Here is a 26,469-nt window from a genome sequence, read left to right as displayed (position 1 = left end):
CGTCCCGGGCGGCGCTTAGGGCGAGGTTCAGGCCACGCCGATGAAGTCGCTGGCCTGGACGGTGTGAAGGCCGTTCAGCTGGATCATCATGTCGCGGTTGCCGTCGCCATCGAGGCCGATGTCGATATAGGTGTTGCCCTGGAACTGATGGACGAACACCTCACCGGCCCCGGCCTTCTCGGGCGTCTCGCTGGTGCCGCGGAACACGAAGCCCTGGATCCCGTCGGCGTCGGGATCGGTGTCGATGGCACTGAGGTCGATGAAGTCGTCATCGCTCCAGTCCGTGATGACGTCGCGCCCGGCGGTGGTGGTCAGGGAATCCGCGCCGCTGGTGAAGGCGAAGATGTCGCTGCCGGCACCACCGGTCAGCGTGTCACGGCCCGTGCCGCCGATCAGCGTGTCGTTGCCGGTGCCGCCGTTCAGCCGGTCGTTGCCGGCAAGACCGCTGATCACGTCATCACCCGCCGAGCCGGTCAGCGTGTCGTTCCCCGGCGTGCCCGTCGGCGTCGTGTCCACGGTCGCACCGACGAAGTCGGCAGCGTCGAGGGCGTGCAGCCCGTTCAGCTGGATCATGATGTCACGCGTGCCATCGCCATCGACGCCGATGTTGATGAAGGTGTTGCCTTCGAACTGGTTGATGAAGATCTCGCCGGCCATCGCCTTGTCCGGCGTGGTGCTGGTACCGCGGAACACGAAGCCCTGGATGCCCGCGATGCTGGGGTCGGTGTCGATGGCACTGAGGTCGATGGTGTCGCCATCGCTCCAGTCCGTGATCACGTCGCGCCCGGCAGCGGTGGGCAGGGAGTCCGTGGCGCTGGTGAAGGCGAAGACGTCGTTGCCGGCGCCGCCGGTCATCACGTCACGGCCCGTGCCGCCGGTCAGCGTGTCGTTGCCGCTGCCGCCACTCAGCCGGTCATTGCCAGCGAACCCGCTGAGCTGGTCGTCGGCCGACGAGCCGGTCAGCGTGTCGTTGCCGGGCGTGCCGGTCAGGGTCTGGCTCGTCGCAATGCCAGAGAAGTCGCTCCCGTCGAGCGTGTGGAGCCCGGTGAGCTTGATCACCATGTCGCGGTTGCCGTCGCCATCGAGGCCGATGTCGATATAGGTGTTGCCCTGGAACTGATGGACGAACACCTCGCCGGCCCCGGCCTTCTCGGGCGTCGCGGTGATGCCGCGGAAGATGAAGCCCTGGATGCCCGCGAGAGTGGGATCGCCATCGAGGCCGCTGAGATCGATGCTGTCGCCCTCGGCCCAGTCGGTGATGGTGTCGCGACCCGCGAAGGCAGCCTGGGAATCCGTGGCGCTGGTGAAGACGAAGCGGTCGTTGCCGTCACCGCCGGTCAGCGTGTCCCGGCCCGCGCCGCCCACGAGCACGTCATCGCCCGCATCACCGAGCAGGGTGTCGGCGCCCGTGCCGCCATTCAGCCTGTCATTGCCGATGCCGCCGTCCAGCGTGTCGTCGCCGGCGTCGCCGTTGAGGGTGTCATTCCCCGCGAGGCCGGACATGGTGTCGTTGCCGCCAAGGCCGCTCGCGACGTTGTCCTGCGCCGCCTGCAGAATGCCGAGGGAAACCTGCGGGTTCAAACCCAGGGTGACCTTGGCCTCCAGAACGCTGTCGCCTGTGTAGGTGTCGTCACCCTGCGTCGCGCCGCCACTGACGACGTCCACCCGGAGCGGTACGAGCGACCGGATACCAAGCACTTCGTTCCCGAAGGAGCCGTTCTCGCCAACGGTCAGATTAACAAGGGAGCCGCTCATTGGATTTTCCTCATGAGTTGGTTGTCCAAACCTATGGAATCGTCTCGATCATCAGGTTGAGCTGCGCCTCCATGAGACTTGGCCTCCCCATTAACTTCGCGTGTGTCTCTTTAAGCTCGACACTCCATGGCCAAATGACACGAACCCTTCTAAGATTATTAATCTCGTATATGCAACCGGAGATTGTGTGAATGGGCGGTAGTTCCCTCTGAGCTCGGGCTCAGAGCTAGGGCTTGCTGAGTCGTTGCAGCATCCAGAACGGGTTGAAGCCGTGAGCAGGCGCCGATGGACGTCCGGACGGTTTCTTGTATGCGGGGCAGCGGCTTCCCGGAGCGGGGCTTAGGCATACTGATCATGGCGCGGGTGCCAGCCCTTCAAGAAGGACGACGGCGGCCAGCCGCAAAGCGAAAACGCTCTTGACCAGAAGGGTAGGTGACAACCCGGAGGCACAATCCCGTCACCGGCACTGAAGCGGGAGAGTCGGCGCCGGACATCCTTCTGCCTCTCCTCGAGCCCGAGACGGCGGCCCGCTACCACGACCACTATCGCCTGACTGAACTCGACCTCTCCTCGGTCAACTGGCTCCTGGCCAGCAATGACGCCTCGCGGTTGCCGGAAGCCTCCATGTCCCGCGTGGCGCTGGTTCAGGTCGCGCCGCCGCCCGCCAGCGCCTTCGCGCGCATCGTGACCGGCATTCAGGCGGATGTGAGCCTCCGCTACGGCGTGGAAGCGGCGGACCTGCCGCAGATCCCGCCCGAGGCGTTGGACTGGATGCGCGGCCGCTTCGAGAGCGACCGAAGCATCCGCATTCTGAAGGCGGGCGTGACCCGCTGCATCGGCATCGTCGCCCGCGGACGAACCATTCAGATCATTCAAGCACTGGAGGCGGAGGATCGTGGCGCGGGCGTGAGAAGGACGCCGGGCTTCGGCGATTGACCGGGAAGGGCACCATGCCGCCCCAGTAGCCGGCGTTGATCAGCAGGGCCTGGGCGACGCTGTTCCGCGCGAGGATGCCGAAGCGCTGTCCCGGGCGGAGGCCATGGAGGCGGAAGGCACCGGCCGTGCGCGCGATGCGGTCAGCGTAGTCGCGCCAGGTTAGGCAGCCGGTGTCGTCGCGGATTGCGACCCTGGCCGCGTGGACCTGCGCGGTGGCGCGGAGCATGGCGCCGAGCGAGGTGGTCACAGCCGGCGCTCCCGGGCGTTCCAGTGGCGCTCCAGGTTCCGCACCAGCTGCTCGCTCAGGTGGCAGAAGGCTTGGTCGCGCGCGTAAGTGGCCATGTAGGCGCGGAACAGGTCCGTCGGCTTCGCCTGGACGCGGATCGCCTTCCGGTTCGCCCCGGCGCTCACCATGCCCGAGCCGGTCGCGTTGTCGACGCAGTCCCTGAGCGTCGCCTCGATCTCGTCCCGCGGCACCACCTGGTTCGCGATCATGCGGCCTTCCGGCGTATCGGCCCGGAAGATCTTGTCGAACATGATCGCCTGCCGCGCGAAGCGTTCGCCGACGAAACGTGGCAGGCGCATATTCGCGGTGCCCGGCAGAATGCCTTCCTTCCGTGCCGGCAGACTGAAGTAGGAACCCTCCTCGGCGATCACGTAATCGACCACCAGCAGCAGCTGGCAGCCCCCGCCGATCGCGAAGGACTCGACCACGGCGATCCAGAGCTTCTCCGCCGTCAGCTCCGGCCCGTCGAGCGGCATCTCCAGGCTGTCCGGCAGGTCGAGTGGCAGGATGCCCCGATACAGCTTGCTGTGAAGGCCGAGGTTTCGGAACAGGAAAGAGATGTAGCTTTGCTTGCCCTGATAGATGCGCGTGAGGTTGATGCCTGAACGGAAGACGCGGCGGCCGCCGTACTTCGGGTGATGTACGGCGCTGCCGCGCAGCACGCCCATGCGCACACCCGGGTGGAGCAGGACGAGATCGACGGCGGCCTCCATCGGGCCCACGGTCGTGTCGTCCTCGGAGTTGAGGTAGCGCTCGTTGTGGATTGTGACCGTGGCGGTCTCACCCTCCACCTCAATGCGGATCGTCCCCAGGTCCGCCCTTCCGGTCCGCACGAAGTCATCCAGGAGAGCGAGGGCGTCCGGCCGCGGACGCAGCATGGCGCGGATGAGGTGTTGGCCGCAGGCCCGGTCCGACATGACCGCGCTGATGAACAGGCCTTGCGGGATCTCAAGCCCGTCCTTGTCCTGCTGCAGCAGGCGGCTCTCCCCGGCCAGCTCGGCCTCCGATGGGAGAATGCCCGGAAGACGCGCCGCGGCTCCCCAAAGGAGCTCATCTACGCGGAGAGGGCGCGCGCCGCCGCTCGTCAGCTCCGCGTAGATCTGGGTAGCATGGCGATTGAAGAAGTCCCGCGCTGCAGCTGCCGCCACGTGGGTGAGCGCCTCGCCCGCGGCCTTTTGTTCTGCGTTCCGCTGCGACCGCAGCGGCATCTCCGCGAGGAGCGCCCGCGCCGTGCGGTAGAGAGCCTGGAGGGAAGTCATCTCGGCCCTCAGAGACCTGTCTGCCCCGTTAATCGGACAGCTCCCCTCCGAGGCGGGCAGAAAGGCCCTTATGCCCTGCGTCAAGAGGCCTGCAGCATGGAGACGATCGCGTGCGGCGTCCGGGGAGACCAACTCTATCATGGGGCAGAAATCTCCCGTGCCGGATGCGCTTCGTGCCACCGGGATGCCCGGTGCGGCCGGCGAAGGCGAGGATGTCGGCAGCAGGCCCCTGCCGCCGGTGTATCATGCTGCCCCGCTAATGCTGTAGGCCGTGGCGGCGTGGGGTGTACGAGCATGCCTGGACGGGCGCAGTGTCGGATTTCCGCCAAGCGATCGCGCACGGGCGGGTAAGCGCAGCAGAGCAGCACCACATGCCTCCCCGGTCTCTCCTGCGCGCGGCCAGTGCCCGCAGATTTTGCGGCAGTCTGTCCTCAGGAGACGGAAAGCATGAATCAGTTTTGCTCAACGGGTATCAGGAAACCTCACGAGCTCTGAGGCTTGGCTCCGGGAAATGCAGTACGGGCCCTGACCGGAGCGCCGCGCGCGTCAAGAATTCGGGGAGGCCGAGATGGCCATGGACATCTCGGTGTCCCTGCCCTCCTGCATCAGCCATCCGACGAAGTCGTCGATGACGGGTGTGCGTGCATTTGCGACCGCGTAGTACTGTCTCTGCCGTGCCGCCAGCGTGCCGAAGGGCGCGCAGAGACGCCCGGCAATGATGTCGTCGATGGTGAGGAAGATGGGCACGAGCACAACTCCGAGCCCTTCGGCCGCGGCCTGCAGCGCGAAGTACATCTGCTCAAATTGTAGGGTTCCCGCCGGGCGTAGCTGCGGGACGTCGGCGGCGGCCAGCCATTCAGGCCAGGAGTAGGGCTGCGTCGCGTAGGCGATCAGGGTGTGAGCGGAGAGCTGATCCGGCCGCACCAGGCGCCCACCCTCCGCTAGGTCCGCGTGGCAGACCGGGACGATCACCTCGGTCATGAAGGCGGCGGATACCGCGGCCTGCAGCGGCGCCAGGGATCCGCGGATCGCGATGTCGTAGGTGCCGTCGAAGGCCACCGGCCCGAGCGACGTCGTCATGCGGATCTCGACCTCGGGATGCCGCCGCTGAAAGCCGGACATGCGGGGAATCAGCCAGCGCATAGTGAAGGTAGGCGGCGCGTTGACGTGCAAGGTACCGGTGAATGCCTGTTCCCGGACCTGCATCGACGCCAGCGACAGGCGGTCCAATGCCGCCGTGGCCTCAGCCAGGTACCCGCGGCCCGCATCGGTCAGCACGAGCTGCGCGGGACGGCGCAGGAAAAGCGGTACGCCCAACCAAGCCTCGAGCTGCGCCACCTGCCGGCTTACCGCGCCATGGGTGACGCCGAGCTCCGCCGCGGCCTTCGTCAGGCTCGAGTGCCGACCCGCAGCCTCGAAGGCACGAACGGCGTTGAGGGGCGGGAGACGGCGGTTCATTGCGATGCGGGGACCTGGATAGCGGCCCTGGGATGCAGGGACAACGTTGCCGGCCTGCCCTAGCCTGCTGGCCGGCGATCAGAGCAGCGCGTAGGCAATGGCCGCCAGGAGCGCGGCGGCCGCCGCGTACAGGATCCATCCCGGGGCAGCGGCGGCTCGATCGGGAGAGGCTGCAAGTGAGGGCGGGCCGCCGCTCAGGGCTTCAGCGGGTGCGAGCTGCGGCGGGACGGCCGTCACCGTGGCCGCAGTGAGCGCGGGTGGCGCCTCGCTGGCCGGAGAACCGGCCTGCGCGTAGGCCTGCTCAACGTGGGTGGCGAAGGCCGTGAAGAACTGGTCGGACACCTGCTTCGCCGTGGAATCGATCAGGCGCGCCCCGAGCTGCGCCATCTTGCCGCCGATCTGCGCCCGTGCCGTGTAGCCCAGGCGCGTGGCGCCCGGCCCATCCTCCTGCAGCACCACGTCGGCGTTCCCTTTGGCGAAGCCCATGGCTCCGCCGCTACCCTCGCCGCTGATCGAGTAGCGCTCCGGGGGCTGCAGGTTCTCCAGCTTCACCTTGCCGCCGAAGCGGATCGCCATGGGGCCGACCCGCATGGCAACCCGCGCCTCGAAGCAGTCTGCTGCAGCTCGCTCGATGCTCTCGCAGCCCGGGATTGAAGCCCGCAGCACGCCGGGGTCGTTTAGCGCGTCCCAGACCACCTGACGCGGGGCGGCGATCCGCCGCTCGCCCGTCATCTCCATGAACTGCTGTCCTTTTCTTGCTGGGCGGCTAGGGGCGGGACGGAGCGTGACCGGCCAGCGCGACGCGGCAGGCCCGTGTCACCGCCTCCGCGCACTCGTAGGTCGGGATGTGCGCTCCGGCGGGGATGACAGCTAACGTACTGCCGGGGATGGAGGCGTGGATCGCCTGCGCAGCCTCGGGCGGGGTCGAGCTGTCCTTCTCCCCGACGATGATGGTGGCCGGGCACGCGACCCGCCCCTGGATGGATGCGGCCGTCGCGTCGCGCAGCGCCTCGGCGGCGCCGGCATAGCCCTCCGCCGGCGTGCGGAGCAGCATCTGCCGCAGCCCACAGGAGTCTGGGCGCGTCGCGTCAACCACCCAGCGCGCCATCACGGCGTCGGCGATGGCCGCGATTCCGTCGGCTCGCACCGCCTCGGCCCGCTGCTGCCACAGCGCCGCCGGGGGAAAGGCGAGGGCAGTGTCGCAGAGGATCAGGCTCTCGACGCGCTTCGGTGCCAGGGCCGCCATCTCCAAGGCGATGCGCCCACCGATGGAGATGCCGGCAAGGTGGGCGCGCGCGATGCCCAGCGCGTCCATCAGCCCGAGCATGTCAGCAGCCATCTGCGCCATGCTGTAGGGGCCGGCCGGAACGGAGGTGAGGCCGTGGCCGCGGAGGTCCGGCCGGATCACGCGGAAGCTGCGCGACAGCGAGCGCACCTGCGGATCCCAGACGTGCAGGGAAGTGCCGAGCGAGTGAAGCATCAGCAGAACCGGCGCGTCGTCCGGGCCCTCCACCGTGTAGTGCACAAGCAATGCATCGACGCGCTCGAACATCGTGGCCCTCTTCCTCCCGATGCGCTCGCATGGCTCCGGGCGCGGAAGCTGGCACAAGCGGCGCATCGCGGGAAAGGCTCGCCGGCGTGAGATTTCTTCACGCTGCCTGAGAAAATCTGGTTTGGACAGCCCGGCGGTCGGCCGTAACTGAACGGCGGGCCCGCTGAGGCTTCTTCGAACAACGACGACTGGGAGGGCGCGATGACCGCAGGTACGCCGCTCCATGGCCCACCTCCGCGCCCCGCAAGGAACCGAGCATGAAGGCGGCCCCCTTCGACTACATCCGTCCCGTGACCCTGGAACACGCTCTAGAGGTGCTGGCCCAGCACGGGCCGGACGCCAAGCTGATCGCAGGCGGGCAGAGCCTCGTGCCCATGATGGCGATGCGCTTGGCGCGGCCGGCCATGCTGGTGGACGTCAACCGGCTCGACACGCTGCGCGGCATAGCGGCCGCGCGGGGCTTGGTCGCAACGGGCGCCACGACCCGGCAACGGGACCTGGAGGAGAGCGCCGTCCTGCGCGGGTCCGTTCCGCTCCTGGGCGCCGCGCTGCACTGGGTCGGCCACGTTCAGACCCGCAATCGCGGCACAGTCGGCGGCAGCCTCGTCCATGCCGATCCCTCGGCGGAGTTGCCCCTCGCCGCTCTCGTCCTCGATGCCCGGATCCACCTGCGGAGCCGGGAGTGCGGCGCGCGCACCGTGCCCGCCTCGGAGTTCTTCTTCGGCGCTATGTTCACCGCCACGGCAGAGACCGAGTGCGTGACGGGCATCGAGTGGCCGGTCTGGGAAGGGCCGGGCATCGCCTGTGCCTTCGAGGAGACGGCAATCCGCCACGGCGACTTCGCGATCGCCTCCGCCGCGTGCCAGCTCCAGATCGCGGCCGACGGGACCTGCCGGCGTGCCGCCCTCGGCCTGGGCGGTATGGCCAGCACGCCGCTCGCCTTCCCAGAACTCGCAAACGTCCTCGTCGGGCATCGTATCGAACTCGCCCTGGCGCGTGACGTGGCGGAAGCCGCCGTGGCCCAGAGCGAGCCCGGGGCCGATCTGCAGGCCGATGTCGCCTATCGCCGCCACCTTGCCGCTGTGTTGCTGACGCGCGTGCTGCTGCGCGCCGGCACCACCCCCGTCACTGCCCTCGCCGCTTGATTAGGGGTCCCGCGATGTCCTCCACCTCCCTTGCCCCCGCGCTCGCGACGGTCGAGATCACGGTCAACGGCCGCCTCTACCGCCGTACCGTGGAGCCTCGCACCACGCTCGTCGACTTCCTGCGGGAAGCGCTGGGGCTGACCGGCACGCATGTGGGCTGCGAGCACGGCGTGTGCGGTGCCTGCTCCGTCCTCCTGGACGGCGACCCCGTGCGATCGTGCTGCATCTTCGCTGTGCAGGCCGACGGCCTCTTTGTGACCACCGTCGAGGGGCTTGCACCGGAGCGGGGCAGGCTTTCCGCCCTGCAGGATGCCTTCTGCGAGACCCACGCGATGCAGTGCGGCTACTGCACCCCCGGCATGCTCATCGCCTGCCAGGACCTGCTCGCCCGCAACCCACATCCTGACGAGGCGGCAATCCGGGACGCCATCGGTGGGACCATCTGCCGCTGCACCGGGTACCAGCAGATCGTCGACGCCGTGAAGCTCGCGGCCGGAGTTCCCGCCCATGGCTGACGCCCCGCGCGACAAGGCCTATGAGGCGTTCCGCTACATCGGCCGCCGCCGCCGTGCCGTGGAACACCGGCGCTTCGTCGTCGGCCAGGGGCGCTACGCCGCCGACATCCAGCCGCCGGGGCTGCTGCACGTCGCGATCGTCGCCAGCCCCCACGCGAGCGCGCGGATCACTTCGATAGATGTCTCCGCTGCCCTTGCGATCCCGGGCGTGCACGCCGTTCTCACGGGCGACCAGTTGACGCCGGACCTCGATCCGATGCTCCCGGGCGTGGATGCCCCGAAGGTGGAGCGCTTCCCCCTGGCCAACGGCGTCGTCCGCTACGCGGGCGAGTGGGTGGTGGCCGTCGTCGCCGAGAGCCGCGCGCTGGCCGAGGACGCGAGCGAGCTCATCGAGATCGAGTACGAAGCAACCTCCCACATCATGGATCCCGAGCGGGCCATGGAGCCGGATGCGCCGCTCGTCCATCCCGCCCACGGCTCCAACGTCATCTGGCAGCGTCTGTTTACCTGGGGCCCGGTTGCGCAGGACTTCGCGGCGGCGGAACACCAGCTCTCCTACCGCGTGCGCTGGGGCCGCTCCTCCACCGTGCCGATCGAGACGTTCGTCGTAACCTGCGATTGGAACGACGCCACCGGCATCCTCGATGTCTGGGCCTCCATCCAGATGCCGAAGTATCCGGACCTGATGGCCCGCTGCCTGCGCCTGCCCGGAAACTCCGTGCGCGTGCACTTCGACGTGGACGTGGGCGGCAGCTACGGCGTGAAGCGCGGGCTGAAGCACTCCGTCCTCGTCGGCTATCTCTCCCGCATGCTCGGGCGCCCGGTCCGGTTCCTGGAGGACCGGCTGGAGAACATGCGGGGCGGCGACATGCAGGGTCCGGACCGCATCTTCGACGTCACGCTGGCCTTCGACGGGGACGGCACGGTGCAGTCGATGAAGATGCGGGCAGTGGACGACATCGGCGCCTATGCCGGGCGTTCGCCGCTGCAGCTCGGCAAGCCCGTCGGCGCCATCGTCGGCCCGTATCGCATCGCGAGCGTCGAGTACGACGCCATCTCGGTCATGACGAACAAGACGCCGCAGGAGGCCGTGCGAGGCTTCGGCCAGGCACCCACCAACTATGCCATCGAGACTGGGATGGACCGGGTTGCCCGCTTTCTCGGCATGGATCGGATCGAGTTGCGAAGGCGGAACCTGATCGGCAAGGAGGAGTTCCCCTACCTCATCCCGAGCGGCACGACCTACGACTCTGGTGACTACCAGGCGGTGCTGGATAAGGCCCTTGCCGCCGCCGGCTATCCCGATCTGCTGAGGGAGCGCGACGCGCTCCGTGGCCAGGGTCTGCTGGCGGGCATCGGCGTCTCCACCTGCCTCGAGCCCTCGGGCGGCAACTCTGCCTTCGAGCCCCTCTTCAACCCGAAGAACCAGACCACGACCTGGATGGACTCCTGCCTCGTCCGCATTGACCTGAACGGGGCGGTGACGGCGCTGATGGGCACCTCCAGTTCTGGCCAGGCCCACGAGACTCTCGTGTCCACGGTGGTGGGGGAGGTTCTGCACCGGGAGCCCGACAGCATCCGCGTGATCCACGCGGATTCCCTCGGCGCGCTGCCCTCCAACAGCCCTGTCGGTAGCCGCATGGCCATCATGCTCGGCGGAGCGGCGGCAGGCGCGGCACGTCTGCTGCGGGACAAGATGATCCGCATCGCGGCGCATGCCTTGCAGGTCCTGCCAGAGGCGGTCCTCTGGGACGGCGGCGACGCGGTGCTGCGGGAGGATGCTTCGCGCCGCATGGCCTGGGACGCGCTGGTCGAAATAGCGCATCGTCGCTACCACGAGATGCCGGAGGGCATGGAGCCGGGGCTGCAGGAGAAGTTCGTCTGGGAGGTGCCGACCGGCGGCGATATGCCGACGGCGGATGGCCGCATCCAGATGTATCCCTGCCACTCCTTTGAGTCGCATGTCGTGCTGGCGAGCATCGACCCCGAGACGGGGAAGGTGACGCTGCACCGCTACGCCGTCGGCCACGACTGCGGCGTGATGATCAGCCCGGATGTGGTGCACGGCATGACCTATGGTGGCGTGGCGCACGGCCTCGGCGCTGCGCTGATGGAACAGTTCGCCTTTTCGGAGGACGGGCAGTTCCTGTCTGGCAGCTTCGCAGACTACCTCATGCCCAGCGCCCACGAGGTGCCGTCCATCTCGATCGCCGACCATTGCACGCCCTCGCCGCTCACCAGCTTCGGGCAGAAGGGCTCGGGCGAGGCCGGGTATCTCGGCGGTCCCGCTGCCATCGCGGGCGCCGTCAACGACGCCCTGGCCGCACGCGGCGCTTCCATCGACGCCCTGCCGATGACTCCCCGTGCCATCTGGCACGTCCTGGCGGGTGCCACTTCCGCCGCACCCAACACAGCGCCGAGTGAACTCGTGCCGGCCCTTCAAGGAGAAAACTGCTGATGTCCGACCCGCTCGCGATTGTCCAGGACGGACGTCTGCTTCGTGTCACTCTCGGGCGCGATGGAGGCGGCGTGTCCGACGGCATGGCCACGCGGATGAGCCAGGCTCTCCTCCGCGCACACGAGGAGTCGGACGCCGTGCTGATCACTGCCGCGGGTCCCGATTTCTGTACCGGCCGCATTCGCGAGGCAGACGGTCCGCCCGCCACGGAGGCCTATAGCCGCCGGCCGGAGTATGACGGCATCTTCGGTAGCTACACGGCGATCCGAAATGCGCAGGTCCCGGTAGTCATTGCCGTGGAGGGGCGCTGCATGGGGTACGGCACCGCCATCACCGCCCTCGCCGACGTCTCATTTGCGAGCGACGCCGCGACGTTCAACATGCCGGAAATCGAGCACAACGTAATGCCGACGATGGTGATGTCGGCAGTGGCCGCGCGCATGAGCCGCAACGCCGTCCTCTGGATGGCATACTCCGCCGAGTTCATCGACGCTCAAAGAGCGCTCACCTACGGCATCGTGAGCCAAGTGGTGCCCGCTGCTTCCCTGAAAGAGGAGGCGGAGCGGTTTTGCAAGCTGCTGCTCAGTCGCCCGCGCCCGGCCATACTCGGTCTGAAGGAATACCTGCGGGTAGCCCCGCGCATGGATGACCAGGGTGCGACCGACTACGCGCGCAGCCTGCATTCGATGGTGAATACTGCTGCCGCCATGAAGCGGGCGGCGCACTGAACAAAAAAGAGCGGTTGTGGGACGAGACGGACAGGAAGGGAACGGGTCGTGACAACGACGCATATCGGCCGGCGGGCCGTCCTCGGTGCTGCCGCGGGGCTGGGCCCGGTGCCGCGCACCATGGCGCAGCCGCCAAAGCGAGTGGTCAAGATCATGGTCGGCTTCCCTGCGGGGCAGGCGACCGACACGGTCGCCCGCCTTTGGGTGGAACGAATGACATCGCGATCGCCGGACAACTTCATCGTGGACAACAAGCCGGGGCAGGGGGGCAGCGTTGCTCTGGCCCAGCTCGCTCGATCGGCGCCGGACGGCACCACGATGATGCTGGCCCATATGTCGGCGCTCTGCACCAACCCGCATTTCTACCGCAATACCCCCTACGACACGCTGAAGGACTTTGACGCCGTCGGGCTGATCGGCGATCTGCCCTTCGTGCTGGTGGCCAACCCTTCCCTGCCGGTCAGCAACCTTGAGGATCTGGTCCGCTACACGAGGGCACGTCCGGGCCAGCTAACCAACGCGTCTTCCGGCAATGGCACCGTCTCGCACCTCGCCATGGAGGAGTTGAAGCGCCTGATGGGAATGGAAATTACGCACGTCCCCTATCGAGGCAGCTCGCTCGGCGTGACGGACGTGATCGCCGGCACCGTCTCCCTCGCCCTGGAGACCGCTACCTCTACCATTCCGCACATCCAGTCTGGTCGGCTCAAGGCAATCGCCGCCGGTACGGAGAAGCGGCTGGCCAGCCTCCCCGACGTTCCCACGCTGATCGAGCAGGGCGTCGCCGGCCTTACGGCCGTGACCTGGCTGATGTCCATCTACCCTCGCGGTGTCGGGCAGGAGACGCTTGCAGCGACCCACGCGGCCATCGATGCCACCCTGCGTGGCCCCGAGATCGAGGATCGTCTCCTCAGTATCGGTGCGGTGCCACGCTACAGTAGCGGTCCCGACGAAGCGGCTGCCTACATGCGAAGCGAATTCGCGCGGTGGGGCGAGATCGTCCGCCGCAACAATGTCTCGATGGAGTAGGCGACGCACTCGGCCCTAGCGGCGTCAATGCAGCGGGGGGCCCGATCGCCGGAAGTTCAGATCCGGGCGGACAGTATTTCGCGCGGTAGCGCGTCGCGTCCAGCTCTAGAGGCCCGGCTAAGCTGAGCCCAGTTGTGGGTAATCTTTAACCAGGTCCTTCCACATTCTCGGTGCAGGTATCAGGGTTGACCTTGCGGGCCGCTGGCGAGAGCCGGGGGTATGGGAATGAGAACGTTGCTGGCGCCGCTCGATTGGGACAGATTTCGCGATCTCATGCCCGTCCTAGAAGATAGGTTTGACCATTTTCAGTCCGGCAACAGCGTCGCTCGAGAGACCGCGCTTAGGATGAAAGCCGTGCACGAAAAGCAAGGTGTGGATTGTTCGATCACAGTTCAAATTGTCGCTCAGCCGATTACCGAGGCTGTCAGCTCAGGACCACAGGGACGAGCGACGCAAGAAGCAACAAAGCCATCGCGATGTTGAAAAGCCTCAAAGCATAGTTTGACCGAAGAAGGTGACGCGCCGAGGCGCCAATCAGCGCCCAAGCTGCTCCGCAGGGCATACTGACCAGCGCGAATACAGCCGCGAAGGCGATACCCATCGTCAACGAAGTCCATGCGCCAGACGCAATGCCGTAAGTGAGGATGCCACTTGCGCCGCCTAGCCAAACTTTGGGGTTAAGTGCCTGAAACAGCACCGCCTAGAGAAACGTCAGCGGCCGGGCACGTTCGGCGTTCCCTTCGAGTGAGACTTTGGGGCGGCTGCTGGCAATCTTGAACGCGAGCCAAGCGAGGTAAGCCACGCCGCCCCACTTCAGCACGCTTCGGAACGTCTCGTTCTCTAAAAGTTGGCTGCCGAACACGGCGAGCCCCATCAGGATGCAGCAGATGCCTACGCCTGTCCCGAAGACGTGCGGCAATGCGCGACCGAATCCGTTGTTTGCGCCCGTGGCCGTCAGGAGCATGTTGTTGGGGCCAGGTGAGCCGGACGATGCAATGGAAAAGAAGATCACGGCCACGAACCAACTTGTGGTCAAGACATAGCCTGCACATGGTGCGCGGGCGATCCGCTATCGTCCCGGACTAATTGGAAGAAAGTCATCGTGATGCACCTTCGAATACGGCTCTGGTTAAAAAGACCAAGCACGCTTCCTTAGCCTCCTAGGCGTACTGTGGGCAGGAGCCGAGCAAAGCTTATCAAGCTAGCTAAGATGGCGATGCAGCACCCCACCCAAAGGGTAACCTCAGCTCCTTCGACCGGGAAGGTGGAGAGGCAGAGCGCGACAAGAGCCGCGCCGAGCGCTTGGCCGCGTTACGTGACCCGCCCCCGCTACGGAAGGCCTCTGGGTGGCATCTCTACCGGATCGCGAGCCAGGCGACCTGGAGGTGATGGCGCGCACCGCCCGCGCGCCGCTGGTCCTCGCCTCGTCCGGCTCCCGGCCAGAGAAGACGCTGGCCGAGGTGATAACGGCGGCGAAGGCGAGGCCCCGCGACTGGAACTTCGCCATATCCTCCCTCGGTTCCGCTGGTCATCTCGCCACCATCGAGTTCCTGCGCCGGACCGGCCTCGACCTCGACATGGTGACCTATCGCGGCACCCAGCCGGCCCTGACGGACACAATGGTGGGCAGCGTGCAACTGCTGATCGACCCGTCCTTCGCCATCCTTCCCGCGCGCGGGGACGGGAGGGTGAACGTGCTGGGTATCGCGGCGCCACAGCGCTCGGTACTGGCGAACGACGTGCCGACCATGGCCGAGTCCGGCCTGCCCGGCTACGAGTTCCAGTCCTGGTACGGCGTCTGGGCTCCCAAGGGCACGCCTACCGAGATCTGCGGCCGCGTGAACGCGCTTATGCAGGACACGATGCGCGATCCCGCCGTGGTGCAACGCCTGACCGGCCAGGTGTTGGAACCGGTGACGGAGAGTATCGAGGAGACGCGCCGCTTCATTGACGCCGAGATTAGCAGGGCAGGGAACTTGCTGAGGAGCGTGAACTATCAGCCGGAGTGACAAAGCTGTACTCGGGCTAGATAGAGGAGATGTTCAGTCGGCAAAACCTGGTCTGGAACCCGGAACTGGTCAGGCGGGCGCGGGAAATCGAGTCCCTAAGCCCATGGCCGATGTGTCTCGTCTGGCGTGACATCGTCTACGGCGCATTCAGCCTACGCGCGCTTCCAGCAGGGGCCGCACGGCAGAGAGGCCTTCCATCACTGCAGCAAGATGCGCGGACATGGCCGCCGCAGCCTCCTCGCGGCGGCCCGCTTCCAGCAGGTCTAGGATCACAAGATGCTCTCGTGCTTGCCGGGAGTAGCGTTGCCGGTCGGTCAGGGAGCGATACACCAACAGCCGGCGCACGCGGTTCACGCGCTGCAGCGCCTCCAGCATGAAGGGATTTCCCGAGGCCCCGACGATCGCCTCGTGGTAGCGGACACCGCGGTCATAAAGCGCGTCCGAGGAGGCGGTCTCGATGCCACCGGCGAGCATATGCTCCTCCACCGCGCGGCAGCGGGCGGCCACCTCCGGGTCCAGCCGATAGCCGGGCTCCAGCAGGCTGGCCGGCTCGATCGCGAGGCGAAGGCGATAGGTCTGCTCCAGCGCGTCGGGCGTGGTCAGCACCGAGGAGAAGCGCCACCCGTAGCCGGCCCGGCGTTCCGCCCAGCCCTCGGCGGCGATCCGGTCCAGCAGTTGGGCGAGTTGGCCGCGCGTCACGCGGTAGCGTTCGCGTAATGCGGCCTCGGAGATGGTGTCCGGCAGGCGGCCGGCCACCCGGTCCTCCGCGATGGCGAAGTAGACGGCGGCCAGGCCCTCGGGCCTGCGGCGGCCGCCCAGGGCGGCGGCGTGCGCGCGGCCCTCATCGGCCACGAAGAAGCCCCGCCGAGGCGCCGTGGTGACCACCCCGTGGTCCGCCAGCACGCGGAGCGCCTGGCCGACAGGGAAGCGGGACACGCCGAAGCGGTCGGCCAGCCGCTGCGCGGAGAGGTGGGCCCCGGCGGAGAGCACGCCGGCGCTGATATCCTCCGCCAGCGCGTGGACGATTTGCGAGACGGTGCTGGTCGGCGTCTCAGGCATGCGGCGCGTCATCTCCAGTTCCGGGCCTCGGTAGGGTGATCGATGCCCGCCGGCAATATGGCGGCTGGGGCCAAGAGTGACTTTGCATTTTGAACCGACAACATGCAAAGTAGTGCCACAGAAGCCGAGGAAACGCGCGCATGATCATACGTCGCGATCTGCTCTTGACTGCCGCCCTGGTAGTGGCCAACGGTCAGGCCCGGGCCCAGGGCGAGTTCCCGGAGCGTCCCGTAAAGGCCATCGTTGGCTACCCGCCCGGCGGCGGCGTGGACATCGTGGCGCGACTACTTGGCGAGTCGATGCGCAGCGTTCTCGGGCAATCGATTATCGTCGAGAACCGCCCGGGAGCGAGCGCGATGATCGGGGCGCAGGCGGTCGCGAAGGCGCCGGCAGACGGTTACACCGTGCTCTTCGCCGCGGCAGGCGAGATTGCGGTGAACCCTTCGCTCTATCGCGGCCGCATGACCTACGACGCCGAGAAGGAGCTTGCGCCGGTTGCACTCTGCGGCACGGTGCCCTGCCTTGTGGTGGTGCCCGCCTCCCTGCCGGTGCGGACCCCGGCGGAGCTCATCGCCTATGTCCGCACGAAGAAGGGAGAGCTCTCCTTTTCCTCCTCCGGCATCGGCAACCCGCAGCATCTGGCGGGGGAGCTGATGAACTACATGGCGGGCACGGATGTGCTGCACGTGCCCTATCGCGGCTCCGCGCCGGCGGTGACGGACGTGGCCACGGGCCGCGTGACGATGAGCTTCAGCAGTCTCGGCGCGGCGTTGCCGCTGATCCAGGACGGCCGGATCCGCGCGGTGGCCGTCACCTCGAAGGAGCGTATGCCGCAGCTGCCGGATGTCGCGCCGCTGCGCGAAGCACCGGGGCTCGAGAATTACGAGCTCATCAACTGGTTTGGCCTCTTTGCGCCCGGTGCCACGCCGACGGCGGTATTGGAGCGGCTGGCCGGTGCCGCCGATGCTGCCCTGTCCGACCGCGCAGTGGCAGCGAAGCTGATGGAGCAGGGCATCCTCCCGCGCCGGCTGACGCCTGCGGAGTTCCGCGGCTTCGTGCGGGAGGAGGCGCAGAAATTCGCCGCGATCATCCGAGACGCCCGCATCAGTCCCGAGGGCTGACGCGCTGCATACCCGAGAGAAAAGAATGACCGAGACCATCATTCCCGAACGCGACCTCCTCGACTTCGCCGCGCGCGCCCTCACGCGCGGCGGCATGCGGGCGGGGGAGGCCGCCCTGACCGCCAAGGTGCTGGTGCTCGCCGACATGTTCGGCGTGCGCACCCACGGCATCAGCCGCGTCGCACAGTATCTGGACCGCGTGCGCGTGGGCGGCATCGACCCACAGGCCGAGGTGCAGGTGGCGCGGATGGCGCCGGGGCTCTCCATGGTGGATGGCCGCAACGGCATCGGGCCGCTGGTCGGCATGAAGGCGCTGGAGGCAGCGATGGAATCCGCGCGGGAGGTGGGCATCGGGGCCGCCTTCGCGCGCGGCAGCAACCATTTCGGTCCGATCCTGCCGTATGCCTTCCTCGCCGCGCAGGAGGGCTTCGCCAGCATCATCGCGAGCAACGCGACGACGACCATTGCACCCTGGGGCGGCAAGGATACGCGGGTGGGCAACAACCCGATGGGCATCGGTATGCCCAACCCCGGCGGCGACCCGATCATCCTCGACATCGCACTCTCGGTTGCGGCGCGGGCCAAGATCCGCAAGCTGCTGCAGGGGGGCCAGCCCATGCCGGAGGGCTGGGCCGCGGACGTGGATGGCAAGCCGACCACCGACCCGAAGAAGGGGTTGGAAGGGTTCCTCCTGCCGGTCGGCGGGCACAAGGGCTACGGGCTGGCGGTGATGGTGGACCTGCTGGCGGGGCTGCTCTCCGGCGCCGCCTACCTCACCCATGTGCAGGCCTGGGACAAGAACCCGGAAGCCGCGCAAAATCTCGGCCATGTCTTCATCCTGATCGACACGGCGAAGCTGCACGCGGCCGACTGGATGCGCGAGCGGATGGCGGATTTCGGGGCCATCCTGCGCTCCACACCGGCCGCCGATCCCGCCCAGCCGGTGATGGCGCCGGGCGACCGGGAGATGGCGATGCATGCGAGGGCCATGCGCGAGGGCGTCAGCGTCGCCACCGCCGATATGGAGTCCGTTCGGGCGCTCGCCGGCTGATTTTGGCGTGTTCCGGGTCTGATCTGCCGGTGCTTGTGGCCCCGGGAGGCGCCGCCTCCCGGACCCTCCGCCGGGGTGAAGGAATTCTCCCCGGACCCCTCATCTTCTTTTTCGAGGCTGCCGCGGATGCCCTGATTGCTCGCGTACTGCGGACAAAGGGCGTTGGTGGCGGGAATCGCCTTTTCAGTCGCCTGAGGTCCAGGACCTCAGGAGCACCGCAAGCCAGGCATTTCGCGGTAGCCAAACAGACAAAGATGAGGGAGGTCCAGGAGGGAGAACTCCTTCTCCCTCCTGGGGCCGCAGGCGCAATGGGCGCCCACGGACACTCAGTTGTTCGTCGCGCCGCTCTGCTTCACGATCGGCGCCCAGCGATCGAACTCGGCCCGCACGAAGGCATCCGTCTCGTCCGGTCCGGCCCAGATGTCCTCGGAGCCTAGCTCCTGCAGCCGCTGCCGCATGGCAGGCGCGCCGAGCAGGTTGCGCATCTCCGCCGCCAGGCGATCGATGATCGGCCGCGGCGTGCCGCGGGGCGCGAAGAGGCCCGTCCAGGACTGCACCTCGTAATCGGGCACGCCTTGCTCGCCGATGGTCGGGATGTCCGGGCGGCTGGAGAGCCGCTTCTTGCCGCCGACACCGAGAATCTTCACGTGCCCCGCCTCATGTGCGGGCAGCACGGTCGGCAGGTTGAGGAAGGCCATCGGCACGGTGCCTGCGATCAGGTCTGACAGAGCCGGGCCGCCGCCGCGATAGGGGACGTGGTTCAGCTCCACCCCGGTGCGCAGCCGCAGCAGCTCGCCAGCCAGATGGTTGCTGCTGCCGACGCCGGTGGACGCGAAGCTGAGGCCGCCCCGCGTGGCGCGGATCTTGGCGAGAAGGCCCTGCACGTCCGTCAAGCCCAGGGACGGGTGCACGGCCAGCGCGTTCGGCACGTCCACCATCATTGAAATGGCAGAGAGCGCCTGGCGGGGGTCGTAGCCCTGGTCGGGCACGACGAGGTGGTTGAAGACGTGGTTCGAGGCCGAGGAGACGAGCAGCGTGTAGCCATCCGGCCTCGCGCGCGCGACCTGTCCCATGCCCACCGAGCCGCCGCCGCCCGCGCGGTTCTCGACGACGAAGGAGCGCCCGAAGGCGGCCAGCAATCCGGGGGTGAGCAGCCGCGCCACCACGTCGTTCGAGCCGCCGGGCGCGTAGGGCACGATCATCAGCACGGAACGGTCCGGCCAGGTCTCGCCCTGGGCCAGCGCACGGCCCGACATCGCCCAGCCCGGCAGCGCTGCGGCCGCCCCCAGCATTCTACGCCTCAGCATGGTCGCCTCCACTGTCACCGCAGCGACGGAGAGGAGCCGCGCCGCGATCATTCCTGGCGATGGGAAGGACCCAGGCATCTGGACGCTGGCCGCCCATGGCGCGCAGCGCGACCCCTCCCAGTCGTCTTCTGCTTGGAGAAAGCATTTTAATGGAGGAAAATGCAAGTTCATGCCCAAGACGAAAGAGAGCGATCCGATGTCCTGGACGGTCGAGACCCTGCTGCAGGGCTATCCCGGAAAATCCAAGTACCATGGCGGACTGGGCTGGAGCACGGTCGCGCTCGCGCGCGGGCCGGGGGGGCGCATTGCATTGCTGGACACGGGCGGCTTCGGGGCGCGGCGGCGCCTGCTGACGCAGCTCCAGGCCGCGGGTGTGGCGCCGGAGGCGGTGACGGACCTGCTGCTGACCCATTTGCATTACGACCACTGCCTGAACTGGCCGATGTTCCCGCACGCCACCCTCCATGCCGGCGAGGCCGAGCTGGAGATGGCACTCGCCCTGCCGGATGGCGATCCGCTCTATCCCGAGTTCACCATCCGCGAACTGGCGCGGCACCGGCGCCTACGCCGGCTGCGGGATGGCGAGACGGGGCTGCCGGGGATCACCTGCTTCACCGCGCCGGGCCACACGCTGCACCACCTCGTCTTCGTGCTGGAGGGTGCGCCACGCACCATCTTCTCGGCCGATGTGGCGAAGAACCGTTCGGAGCTGGCCACGGGGCGCGCCGACATGACGCTGGATGCCACAGCCCATGCCGCCTCCATCGCGCGGGTGAACGCCACCTGGCGCGAGGTGCCGGGTACCCTCCTGCTTCCGGGGCACGACCTGCCGCTGCTGCTCGACGATGCCGGACGGATGGTGGCGCAGGGCGAGCGCGCCTGCGCGATCGACGCCTGGTTCGGCAACGCGCTGGACGAGGTGACGCGCTTCGACCTGACCGAGGGCGGGCAGAGCAAGGCCCGCGCCTGAGTCCCGGGAAGGAAGGGCTGGGCACGAGACCCACAGGCCATAGAGGAACTGCCGTGATTCAGGAATCCATCCCCGCCGTCTTCATGCGCGGGGGCACCAGCAAAGCCATCATGTTCCACGCGCGTGACCTCCCGGCGGACCGCGCCGCGTGGGACGCACTGTTCACGGTCGCGATGGGCACGCCCGATCCCTGCGGCCGCCAGCTGGACGGCATGGGCGGCGGCGTTTCTTCCCTGTCCAAAGTCTGCGTCCTCGCACCCTCCACGCGGGAGGATGCGGATGTGGACCATACCTTCGGCCAGACCCTCATCCGCGAGAGCCGCGTCGGCTACCGCGGCAACTGCGGCAACATGAGCTCGTCGGTCGGCCCCTTCGCGGTGGAGGAAGGGCTGGTGGACGCAAGCGGGGACAGCGCGACGGTCCGCATCTACAACACCAACACGAAGAAGATCATTCATGGCACCTTTCCCGTGGAGGAGGGGCGGGCGCGTTATGACGGCAACCTCGCCATTCCCGGCGTGGGCGGCACGGGGGCGCCGGTGCGCCTCGACTTCATCGAGCCCGGTGGCGCCACGACGGGCCGGCTGCTGCCCACAGGCTGGGTGGTGGACCGGCTGGAGGTGCCCGGCCTCGGTGTGGTGGAGGCGTCGCTGGTGGATGCGGCCAATGCCGCCGTCTTTGTCCGTGCACGCCGTCGGGCGTGCTGACGGTCGGGGCTGAGGTGGCCCGCGAGGATGACAGCTGGAGGGCGCGATCCGGCTCCTTCTACCGCACCGCACGCCAGCTGTTCGACGGGCGGGTCTGGGTGCCAGGGCGGGCTCTCCGTCCGGTGGTGGGTGGCGTGAACCCTCCCTTCCGAGTTTAGCCACGGTGGAGGCATTAGGATCGATGAGCAGCAAACACAGCATTCCGTACCCCGGCCTGCAGGGCGGTACCGGGCCGGCTCCGACCCGCTGGTTGGAAGGTGCCTTCGGCCGACGGCGCGTGGTTGATCTGCCAACCGCGGCGGGAGGTACTGACATCCTGGCCCGCATGCCTTGGTGCCACCGCGTTCTGCTGGAGAACGTGCTCCGCCAGCCAGAGCCCGAGATACGCGGGGCTGCGCGCGCCGCCCTGCTGGCCTGGCTGGAAACGGGCCGCTCGGAAGCGGAAATCCCCTTCGCTCCGACCCGCATCCTCATGCACGATACCACCTGCGGCCCGGCCCTGGTGGACATCGCCGCGATGCGGGACGTGCTGGTCCGGGCGGGCGGTGATCCCGCGCGGCTGAACCCCGCCGTGCCGGTCGCGACCTCCACGGACCACTCCCTTCCCGTGGACGTCTCGGGCGCGCCCGGCGCCCTGCAGGCGAACATGGCCAACGAGATGGCGCGCAACGCCGAACGCTACCGGTTCATGAAGTGGGCCGCCCAGGCTGTCAGCGGTTTCCGGGTCTTTCCGCCGGGCACCGGCATCATGCACACCATCAACCTCGAGCGGCTCGCCACCATCGTGACGACGGAAATGCGCGATGGCGAGGCCTGGGCGGTACCGGACACGCTCGTCGGCACGGACAGTCACACGCCCATGGTGAACGGCATCGGCGTGCTCGGCTGGGGTGTCGGCGGCATCGAAGCTGAGGGCGTAATGTTCGACGTGCCCGTTTCGCTGCGCGTGCCGGATGTCATTGGCGTGCGGCTGACGGGCGCGCTCCCGGAGGGCAGCTTCGCCACGGACCTGGCCCTGGCGGTCACGCGGTTGTTGCGCCAGTTTGGTATCTCCGGTGAGTTTGTGGAGTTCTTCGGGCCGGGCGTCGGCACTCTCGCGGCGGGTCAACGCGCCGTGGTGTCCAACATGGCGCCCGAGTACGGCGCGACCACGGGCATGTTCCCGATCGACGGCCACACGCTCGATTACCTGCGGGCAACAGGGAGGGAGCCGGCGCAAGTCGCTCTGGTGGAGGCTTACGCCAAGGCGCAGGGCCTCTGGTACGATCCAGACGACGCTCCGCGCTACACCGACGTGCTGGAACTGGACCTGTCCACCCTTCGGCCGTCCCTCGCCGGGCCGCGCCGGCCGCAGGATCGCTTGGCACCTGCCGAGGTGCCGGCCGCCCTGACCATGTCGGGAACCCACGCCGCCGCTGCCGCGGTCAACGGCATCCCCGCCGATGCCGTGGCGATCGCCGCCATCACCTCCTGCACCAACACCACGGATCTCGGCCTGCTCGTCGCGGCGGGGCTGGTGGCGCAAAAGGCGCGCGCGGTCCGCCTTTCCGTGCCGTCCTGGGTCAAGACCTCGCTCACCCCCGGCTCGCCCAGCGCGGAGCGCCGGCTGCGGCGGGCGGGGCTGCTGCAGGACCTGGAGGCGCTCGGCTTCGGCATCGCCGGCTATGGCTGCGCAACCTGCATCGGCAATTCCGGCCCGCTGCTGCCAGCCGTGGCGGAGGCCGTGGAGACGGGCGGGCTGAAGCCCGTCGCCGTGCTCTCGGGCAATCGCAACTTCCCTGGGCGGGTGCATGCGCAGATCGAAGCCGCGCTGCTCGCCTCGCCTCCCATGGTGGTCGCCTATGCCATTGCCGGGCGCGCGGGCCTCGACATCACGAAAGACGTGCTGGGCACCGCGCCGGACGGACGGCCCGTCCATCTGACCGATCTCTGGCCGCGCGCGGCGGAAATCGAGGCGGCTGTGGCGGCCGCGAGCGACCCGGGCGATATCGCGGCGGCAGGGGAGGAGGCGGACCGCTCTGCGGCCTGGGCGGGGCTGGATGCGCCTGCCACGCCACTCTTTCCCTGGGATACAGCTTCCACCTATCTGCGCCCGCCGCCCTTCGTCGATTTCGGGCCGGAGAGCCAGGACGCCGGAACCCTTATGGCCCATCCGCTGCTGGTGCTCGGCGACGACATCACCACCGACCACATCTCCCCCGCCGGCGCGATCCCGGCGCGCAGCGATGCCGCCGACTGGCTTGTGGAGCACGGGGAGAACCCGCGTGGCCTCAACGTCTACGCCTCGCACCGCGGCAATTGGGAGGTGATGCTGCGCGGGCTGTTCACGAACAAGGCGGCGGTGAACCACCTGACGCCGCATCTTCCGGCCGGGCACAGCGTCTTCGCGCCAACGGGCGAGGCGTTACCCGTCTGGCGCGCTGCGGCGCGCTACACCGCGGCAGGGCTGCCAGTCGTGATCCTGGCCGGCGAGCGCTACGGCACCGGCTCCTCACGGGACTGGGCGGCCAAGGGGGCACAACTCCTCGGCGCCCGGGCGGTGCTGGCCAACAGCTTCGAGCGCATCCACCGCTCCAACCTTGTCGGCATGGGCGTGCTGCCGCTGCGGCTGCCGGAGGGATGGCGCTTCGACACGCTCGGCCTGCACCCAGGGGACATCATCGAGATCGGCTGGGATCCGGCTGCCCTGGCGCCGCGCGCCACCCTTCCCGTCACGCTGCGCCGTGCCGATGGAAGCTCCCTGCAGGGCACGGCCAGCGCGCTGCTCGATACGACGCGAGAGGTTCGCCTGATCCAGTCTGGCGGGATAATACCGACCATTCTCCAGCGCGCCTTGGCGTCCGCCAGCCAATGAGAAGGTGAGCCGAGCGTAGGTGAATCGGGACGTATTTTGTCCGGACGGTCTGCACATCGGGGCGCGGTGGCAGGGGACTTCCCTCCCGCGCCGCCCTGGCCGTCGGATGGAGGGGCTCCGGATTGTAAGGCCCGAGGAGCGGACCAGCTTAAGGACGACGGCAGCGCTTGTTTCACCCACGTGCAGCCCCGGTGGCACGAACCCGGAACCGGCGCAGTTTCTCCGCCACATCCTCGTCCTGATCACCACGGCGAAGCGGCACGCCCCGATCGCATGTGCGCGGACGGCGGATTTGGGGACCAACTTGCACACGACGCCGGCCGCAGGTGCCTGACATCTAACCCGAACCTAATCCCCGGCTGGCTGCCGCATCAGCCAGGTGATTCGGTGCTCCTGCGCCGAGCGCAGGTGGCGCCGCATCGCGGCGTCCGAAGCCGGCCCATCACGGCGCCGGATGGCTTCGAGCAGCGCCTGGTGCTCGGAGTGCGACTGGCGGGCGCGGACAGGGTCGCCCAGCATGGTCGGCAGCAGGGCCATGGTATCCGTCATCTGCGCCAGGGCCCGGAGCAGATAGCGGTTATGGGCCGCCCGGTGCAGCAGGGTGTGCAGCCGCATGTTGATGCTCGAAAGCTCGTCGGGCCGATCCAGCGCGCCCGCCTCCTCCTCGACCAGCCGTGTCAGCGCGTTGAGTTCAGCCTCGCCCGCATGCTGGGCGGCGAAATGGGCCGCCGTGCCCTCCAGCACCTCCCGGAGCGCATAGAGTTCGATGACCTGCTGGTGGTCGGGCCGGCTGACCACCACACCCCGGCGCGGCTCGTGGCTCAGCAGCCCCTCGGTCTCAAGCCGTGTGAGCGCCTGGCGGATCGGCGTGCGGGAAATGCCGAGCCGCATGGCCAGCTCCGCCTCCGTCAGGCGAGAGCCGGGGGCGAGGCTGCCGTCGCGGATGGCGGATTTCACGCGCTCATAGGCGTCACGCCCGAGATCGGGCGCCTGGGTCCGGGGGGCTGGCGTCATGCATCATGGATAGCCGCAGGGCGGGTGCTCCGCCATGCCGCTCGACATCTCGGGACGCACTGGTATACGACAGTATCCGAGGTGGACGAGGAACAGGATGGCCGGCAGCAATTCCATGCATCTCATCGTTCTGCCGGGGGATGGGATCGGACCGGAGATCACGGCGGCCACCATCGCCGTGTTGGAGGCCGCCTCGGACCGTTTCGGCCTGGGGCTGCGTCTGGACGGCGATATTGCCGGGCATGAGAGCCTTGCGCGCCATGGCACCACTGTGCGGCCGGAGCTGCTGGAGAAGGTCCGCGCCGCGGACGGGCTGGTGCTCGGCCCCATGTCCACCTTCGACTACACGGATGAGAGCAAGGGAGGGATCAACCCTTCCATGTTCTTCCGCAAGAATCTCGACCTTTTCGCTAATGTGCGCCCGGCGCGCACCTACCCAGGCGTGCGGCACCACGCCCAGGCGGAGTTCGACCTGGTGGTGGTGCGCGAGAACACGGAAGGCTTCTACGCCGACCGGAACATGGAATCTGGTGGCAGCGAGATCCTCGTCACGCCTGATGTCTGCATCTCGCTCCGCCGTATCACTCGCCATTGCTGCGAGCGCATCGCCCGCGCGGCTTTCCGGCTGGCGATGACGCGCAAGAAGCATGTCAGCGCCGTGCACAAGGCGAATGTGCTGAAGATCGGGGACGGGATGTTCCTGGAGGAGTGCCGCAAGGTCGCAGCGGACTTCCCGGAGGTGGTGCTCGATGAGTACATCATCGACGCGATGTGCGCGCATGTCGTGCGCGCCCCGCAAAATTTCGACGTGATCGTCACCACAAACATGTTCGGCGACATCCTCTCGGACCTCACCGCCGAGCTGTCGGGCAGCATCGGGCTTGGTGGCTCGGTGAATGCGGGGGTGCGCTACGCGATGGCGCAGGCGGCACATGGCTCGGCGCCCGACATCGCCGGGCAGGACAGGGCCAACCCCCTCTCCCTCATCCTCTCCGGCGCGCAGCTGCTGGACTGGCATGCGGACCGGCTGGGCAGCGAGGCCTTTGCCAGCGCCAGCCGCGCCGTCGAGGCCGCGGTGGCCGAGGCGGTATTGGCAGGGGAGTCTACCGAGGATGTCGGCGGGCGCCTCGGCACCGCCGCCACCGGCGCCGGGATCGCGGCCCGCATCCGCGCCATGCCAGGTGTCTGAACGCGCCTGGTAATCTGCCGCGCCCCTGAAGTCGGGCGCGAAGAAGAGCCGCGTGTGCAACGGGGGG

At 68.0% G+C, this 26,469-nt stretch carries 22 protein-coding genes and 1 pseudogene; 13 read left to right on the top strand and 10 right to left on the bottom strand.

Annotated elements, in window-relative coordinates:
* Positions 1 to 27 precede the first annotated feature (27 nt).
* Complete coding sequence (locus tag ACVBD7_RS24330) at positions 28 to 1,755, bottom strand: hypothetical protein (protein ID WP_458098077.1); 1,728 nt, start codon at positions 1,753 to 1,755, stop codon at positions 28 to 30.
* Positions 1,756 to 2,187: 432 nt separating this feature from the next.
* Here ACVBD7_RS24330 and ACVBD7_RS24325 point away from each other — a divergent pair, with 432 nt between their 5' ends.
* Positions 2,188 to 2,691 carry a hypothetical protein gene (locus tag ACVBD7_RS24325; protein ID WP_458098076.1) on the top strand — a complete coding sequence of 168 codons (504 nt, stop codon included), beginning with the start codon at positions 2,188 to 2,190 and terminating at the stop codon, positions 2,689 to 2,691.
* Here the strand turns inward: ACVBD7_RS24325 and ACVBD7_RS24320 are convergent.
* From ACVBD7_RS24320 to pcaD, 5 genes are all read right to left on the bottom strand, one after another.
* Positions 2,624 to 2,938, bottom strand: coding sequence for an AMP-binding protein (locus tag ACVBD7_RS24320; protein WP_458098075.1), 315 nt, complete (start codon positions 2,936 to 2,938; stop codon positions 2,624 to 2,626). The two genes, ACVBD7_RS24325 and ACVBD7_RS24320, sit on opposite strands and share 68 nt — an antisense overlap.
* Positions 2,935 to 4,236 (bottom strand): enoyl-CoA hydratase/isomerase family protein, encoded by a 1,302-nt coding sequence (locus ACVBD7_RS24315; protein WP_458098074.1) that lies wholly within the window; start codon positions 4,234 to 4,236, stop codon positions 2,935 to 2,937. Before ACVBD7_RS24315 ends, ACVBD7_RS24320 begins: the two co-directional genes overlap by 4 nt.
* Positions 4,237 to 4,782: 546 nt before the next feature.
* Complete coding sequence (locus tag ACVBD7_RS24310; protein ID WP_458098073.1) at positions 4,783 to 5,694, bottom strand: LysR substrate-binding domain-containing protein; 912 nt, start codon at positions 5,692 to 5,694, stop codon at positions 4,783 to 4,785.
* A 78-nt stretch (positions 5,695 to 5,772) separates the two neighbouring features.
* Positions 5,773 to 6,432, bottom strand: a complete 660-nt coding sequence (locus ACVBD7_RS24305) for an SRPBCC family protein (protein ID WP_458098072.1) — start codon at positions 6,430 to 6,432, stop codon at positions 5,773 to 5,775.
* 28 nt (positions 6,433 to 6,460) lie between these two features.
* Positions 6,461 to 7,246 (bottom strand): 3-oxoadipate enol-lactonase, encoded by a 786-nt coding sequence (gene pcaD, locus ACVBD7_RS24300; protein ID WP_458098071.1) that lies wholly within the window; start codon positions 7,244 to 7,246, stop codon positions 6,461 to 6,463.
* Positions 7,247 to 7,503: 257 nt separating this feature from the next.
* Between pcaD and ACVBD7_RS24295 the strand changes: the two genes are divergently transcribed.
* Genes ACVBD7_RS24295 through ACVBD7_RS24275 form a run of 5 tightly spaced genes read left to right on the top strand, consistent with a single transcriptional unit; the run spans position 7,504 to position 13,121 of the window.
* Positions 7,504 to 8,391, top strand: coding sequence for an FAD binding domain-containing protein (locus ACVBD7_RS24295; protein ID WP_458098070.1), 888 nt, complete (start codon positions 7,504 to 7,506; stop codon positions 8,389 to 8,391).
* A 14-nt stretch (positions 8,392 to 8,405) separates the two neighbouring features.
* On the top strand, positions 8,406 to 8,906 hold the full coding sequence (locus ACVBD7_RS24290; RefSeq protein ID WP_458098069.1) for a (2Fe-2S)-binding protein: 501 nt from the start codon (positions 8,406 to 8,408) through the stop codon (positions 8,904 to 8,906).
* Positions 8,899 to 11,364 carry a xanthine dehydrogenase family protein molybdopterin-binding subunit gene (locus ACVBD7_RS24285; RefSeq protein ID WP_458098068.1) on the top strand — a complete coding sequence of 822 codons (2,466 nt, stop codon included), beginning with the start codon at positions 8,899 to 8,901 and terminating at the stop codon, positions 11,362 to 11,364. Before ACVBD7_RS24290 ends, ACVBD7_RS24285 begins: the two co-directional genes overlap by 8 nt.
* Positions 11,364 to 12,092, top strand: coding sequence for an enoyl-CoA hydratase/isomerase family protein (locus tag ACVBD7_RS24280; RefSeq protein ID WP_458098067.1), 729 nt, complete (start codon positions 11,364 to 11,366; stop codon positions 12,090 to 12,092). The genes ACVBD7_RS24285 and ACVBD7_RS24280 overlap by 1 nt, the downstream gene beginning before the upstream one ends.
* Positions 12,093 to 12,140: 48 nt before the next feature.
* Entirely contained in the window at positions 12,141 to 13,121 is a 981-nt protein-coding gene (locus tag ACVBD7_RS24275) for a Bug family tripartite tricarboxylate transporter substrate binding protein (protein ID WP_458098066.1), read from the top strand.
* Positions 13,122 to 13,821: 700 nt separating this feature from the next.
* On the opposite strand, the gene ACVBD7_RS24270 is transcribed toward ACVBD7_RS24275, so the two are convergent.
* The gene (locus ACVBD7_RS24270) at positions 13,822 to 14,139 is read right to left on the bottom strand and encodes a LysE family translocator (protein WP_458098065.1); all 318 of its coding nucleotides are present in this window, start codon (positions 14,137 to 14,139) and stop codon (positions 13,822 to 13,824) included.
* 328 nt (positions 14,140 to 14,467) lie between these two features.
* Between ACVBD7_RS24270 and ACVBD7_RS24265 the strand changes: the two genes are divergently transcribed.
* The gene (locus ACVBD7_RS24265) at positions 14,468 to 15,130 is read left to right on the top strand and encodes a Bug family tripartite tricarboxylate transporter substrate binding protein (RefSeq protein WP_458098064.1); all 663 of its coding nucleotides are present in this window, start codon (positions 14,468 to 14,470) and stop codon (positions 15,128 to 15,130) included.
* Positions 15,131 to 15,277: 147 nt separating this feature from the next.
* Here ACVBD7_RS24265 and ACVBD7_RS24260 read toward each other — a convergent pair whose 3' ends face one another.
* A complete protein-coding gene (locus tag ACVBD7_RS24260) occupies positions 15,278 to 16,201 on the bottom strand; it encodes a GntR family transcriptional regulator (protein WP_458098063.1) in 924 nt (307 codons plus the stop codon).
* 128 nt (positions 16,202 to 16,329) lie between these two features.
* Here ACVBD7_RS24260 and ACVBD7_RS24255 point away from each other — a divergent pair, with 128 nt between their 5' ends.
* Positions 16,330 to 17,310 (top strand): Bug family tripartite tricarboxylate transporter substrate binding protein, encoded by a 981-nt coding sequence (locus ACVBD7_RS24255; RefSeq protein ID WP_458098062.1) that lies wholly within the window; start codon positions 16,330 to 16,332, stop codon positions 17,308 to 17,310.
* 25 nt (positions 17,311 to 17,335) lie between these two features.
* On the top strand, positions 17,336 to 18,361 hold the full coding sequence (locus ACVBD7_RS24250; RefSeq protein ID WP_458098061.1) for an Ldh family oxidoreductase: 1,026 nt from the start codon (positions 17,336 to 17,338) through the stop codon (positions 18,359 to 18,361).
* Between the two features lie 326 nt (positions 18,362 to 18,687).
* Here the strand turns inward: ACVBD7_RS24250 and ACVBD7_RS24245 are convergent, their stop codons facing one another.
* The gene (locus ACVBD7_RS24245) at positions 18,688 to 19,668 is read right to left on the bottom strand and encodes a Bug family tripartite tricarboxylate transporter substrate binding protein (protein WP_458098060.1); all 981 of its coding nucleotides are present in this window, start codon (positions 19,666 to 19,668) and stop codon (positions 18,688 to 18,690) included.
* Positions 19,669 to 19,837: 169 nt separating this feature from the next.
* Here ACVBD7_RS24245 and ACVBD7_RS24240 point away from each other — a divergent pair, with 169 nt between their 5' ends.
* The 3 genes and pseudogenes from ACVBD7_RS24240 (at position 19,838) to acnA (ending at position 24,199) form a co-directional block, all read left to right on the top strand.
* On the top strand, positions 19,838 to 20,638 hold the full coding sequence (locus tag ACVBD7_RS24240) for an MBL fold metallo-hydrolase (protein ID WP_458098059.1): 801 nt from the start codon (positions 19,838 to 19,840) through the stop codon (positions 20,636 to 20,638).
* 53 nt (positions 20,639 to 20,691) lie between these two features.
* Positions 20,692 to 21,327, top strand: a pseudogene (locus ACVBD7_RS24235) (PrpF domain-containing protein); the annotation flags it as partial.
* A gap of 199 nt (positions 21,328 to 21,526) precedes the next feature.
* On the top strand, positions 21,527 to 24,199 hold the full coding sequence (gene acnA / locus ACVBD7_RS24230) for an aconitate hydratase AcnA (protein WP_458098058.1): 2,673 nt from the start codon (positions 21,527 to 21,529) through the stop codon (positions 24,197 to 24,199).
* Between the two features lie 348 nt (positions 24,200 to 24,547).
* Here the strand turns inward: acnA and ACVBD7_RS24225 are convergent, their stop codons facing one another.
* Positions 24,548 to 25,213, bottom strand: a complete 666-nt coding sequence (locus ACVBD7_RS24225) for a GntR family transcriptional regulator (protein ID WP_458098057.1) — start codon at positions 25,211 to 25,213, stop codon at positions 24,548 to 24,550.
* A 115-nt stretch (positions 25,214 to 25,328) separates the two neighbouring features.
* On the opposite strand from ACVBD7_RS24225, the gene ACVBD7_RS24220 reads away from it, so the two are divergent.
* Entirely contained in the window at positions 25,329 to 26,402 is a 1,074-nt protein-coding gene (locus ACVBD7_RS24220) for an isocitrate/isopropylmalate dehydrogenase family protein (protein ID WP_458098372.1), read from the top strand.
* Positions 26,403 to 26,469: the final 67 nt, after the last annotated feature.

This window comes from Roseomonas sp. WA12, from assembly GCF_054165765.1.
This window is presented reverse-complemented; position numbering and strand designations above follow the sequence as displayed.

Bases quoted from the DNA above. Each gene is read 5' to 3' on its own strand.
- ACVBD7_RS24330 (WP_458098077.1), bottom strand. From the start codon at position 1,755: ATGAGCGGCTCCCTTGTTAATCTGACCGTTGGCGAGAACGGCTCCTTC.
- ACVBD7_RS24315 (WP_458098074.1), bottom strand. From the start codon at position 4,236: ATGACTTCCCTCCAGGCTCTCTACCGCACGGCGCGGGCGCTCCTCGCG.
- ACVBD7_RS24310 (WP_458098073.1), bottom strand. From the start codon at position 5,694: ATGAACCGCCGTCTCCCGCCCCTCAACGCCGTTCGTGCCTTCGAGGCT.
- ACVBD7_RS24305 (WP_458098072.1), bottom strand. From the start codon at position 6,432: ATGGAGATGACGGGCGAGCGGCGGATCGCCGCCCCGCGTCAGGTGGTC.
- pcaD (WP_458098071.1), bottom strand. From the start codon at position 7,246: ATGTTCGAGCGCGTCGATGCATTGCTTGTGCACTACACGGTGGAGGGC.
- ACVBD7_RS24295 (WP_458098070.1), top strand. From the start codon at position 7,504: ATGAAGGCGGCCCCCTTCGACTACATCCGTCCCGTGACCCTGGAACAC.
- ACVBD7_RS24290 (WP_458098069.1), top strand. From the start codon at position 8,406: ATGTCCTCCACCTCCCTTGCCCCCGCGCTCGCGACGGTCGAGATCACG.
- ACVBD7_RS24285 (WP_458098068.1), top strand. From the start codon at position 8,899: ATGGCTGACGCCCCGCGCGACAAGGCCTATGAGGCGTTCCGCTACATC.
- ACVBD7_RS24280 (WP_458098067.1), top strand. From the start codon at position 11,364: ATGTCCGACCCGCTCGCGATTGTCCAGGACGGACGTCTGCTTCGTGTC.
- ACVBD7_RS24260 (WP_458098063.1), bottom strand. From the start codon at position 16,201: ATGACGCGCCGCATGCCTGAGACGCCGACCAGCACCGTCTCGCAAATC.
- ACVBD7_RS24255 (WP_458098062.1), top strand. From the start codon at position 16,330: ATGATCATACGTCGCGATCTGCTCTTGACTGCCGCCCTGGTAGTGGCC.
- ACVBD7_RS24250 (WP_458098061.1), top strand. From the start codon at position 17,336: ATGACCGAGACCATCATTCCCGAACGCGACCTCCTCGACTTCGCCGCG.
- ACVBD7_RS24245 (WP_458098060.1), bottom strand. From the start codon at position 19,668: ATGCTGAGGCGTAGAATGCTGGGGGCGGCCGCAGCGCTGCCGGGCTGG.
- ACVBD7_RS24240 (WP_458098059.1), top strand. From the start codon at position 19,838: ATGCCCAAGACGAAAGAGAGCGATCCGATGTCCTGGACGGTCGAGACC.
- acnA (WP_458098058.1), top strand. From the start codon at position 21,527: ATGAGCAGCAAACACAGCATTCCGTACCCCGGCCTGCAGGGCGGTACC.
- ACVBD7_RS24225 (WP_458098057.1), bottom strand. From the start codon at position 25,213: ATGACGCCAGCCCCCCGGACCCAGGCGCCCGATCTCGGGCGTGACGCC.
- ACVBD7_RS24220 (WP_458098372.1), top strand. From the start codon at position 25,329: ATGCATCTCATCGTTCTGCCGGGGGATGGGATCGGACCGGAGATCACG.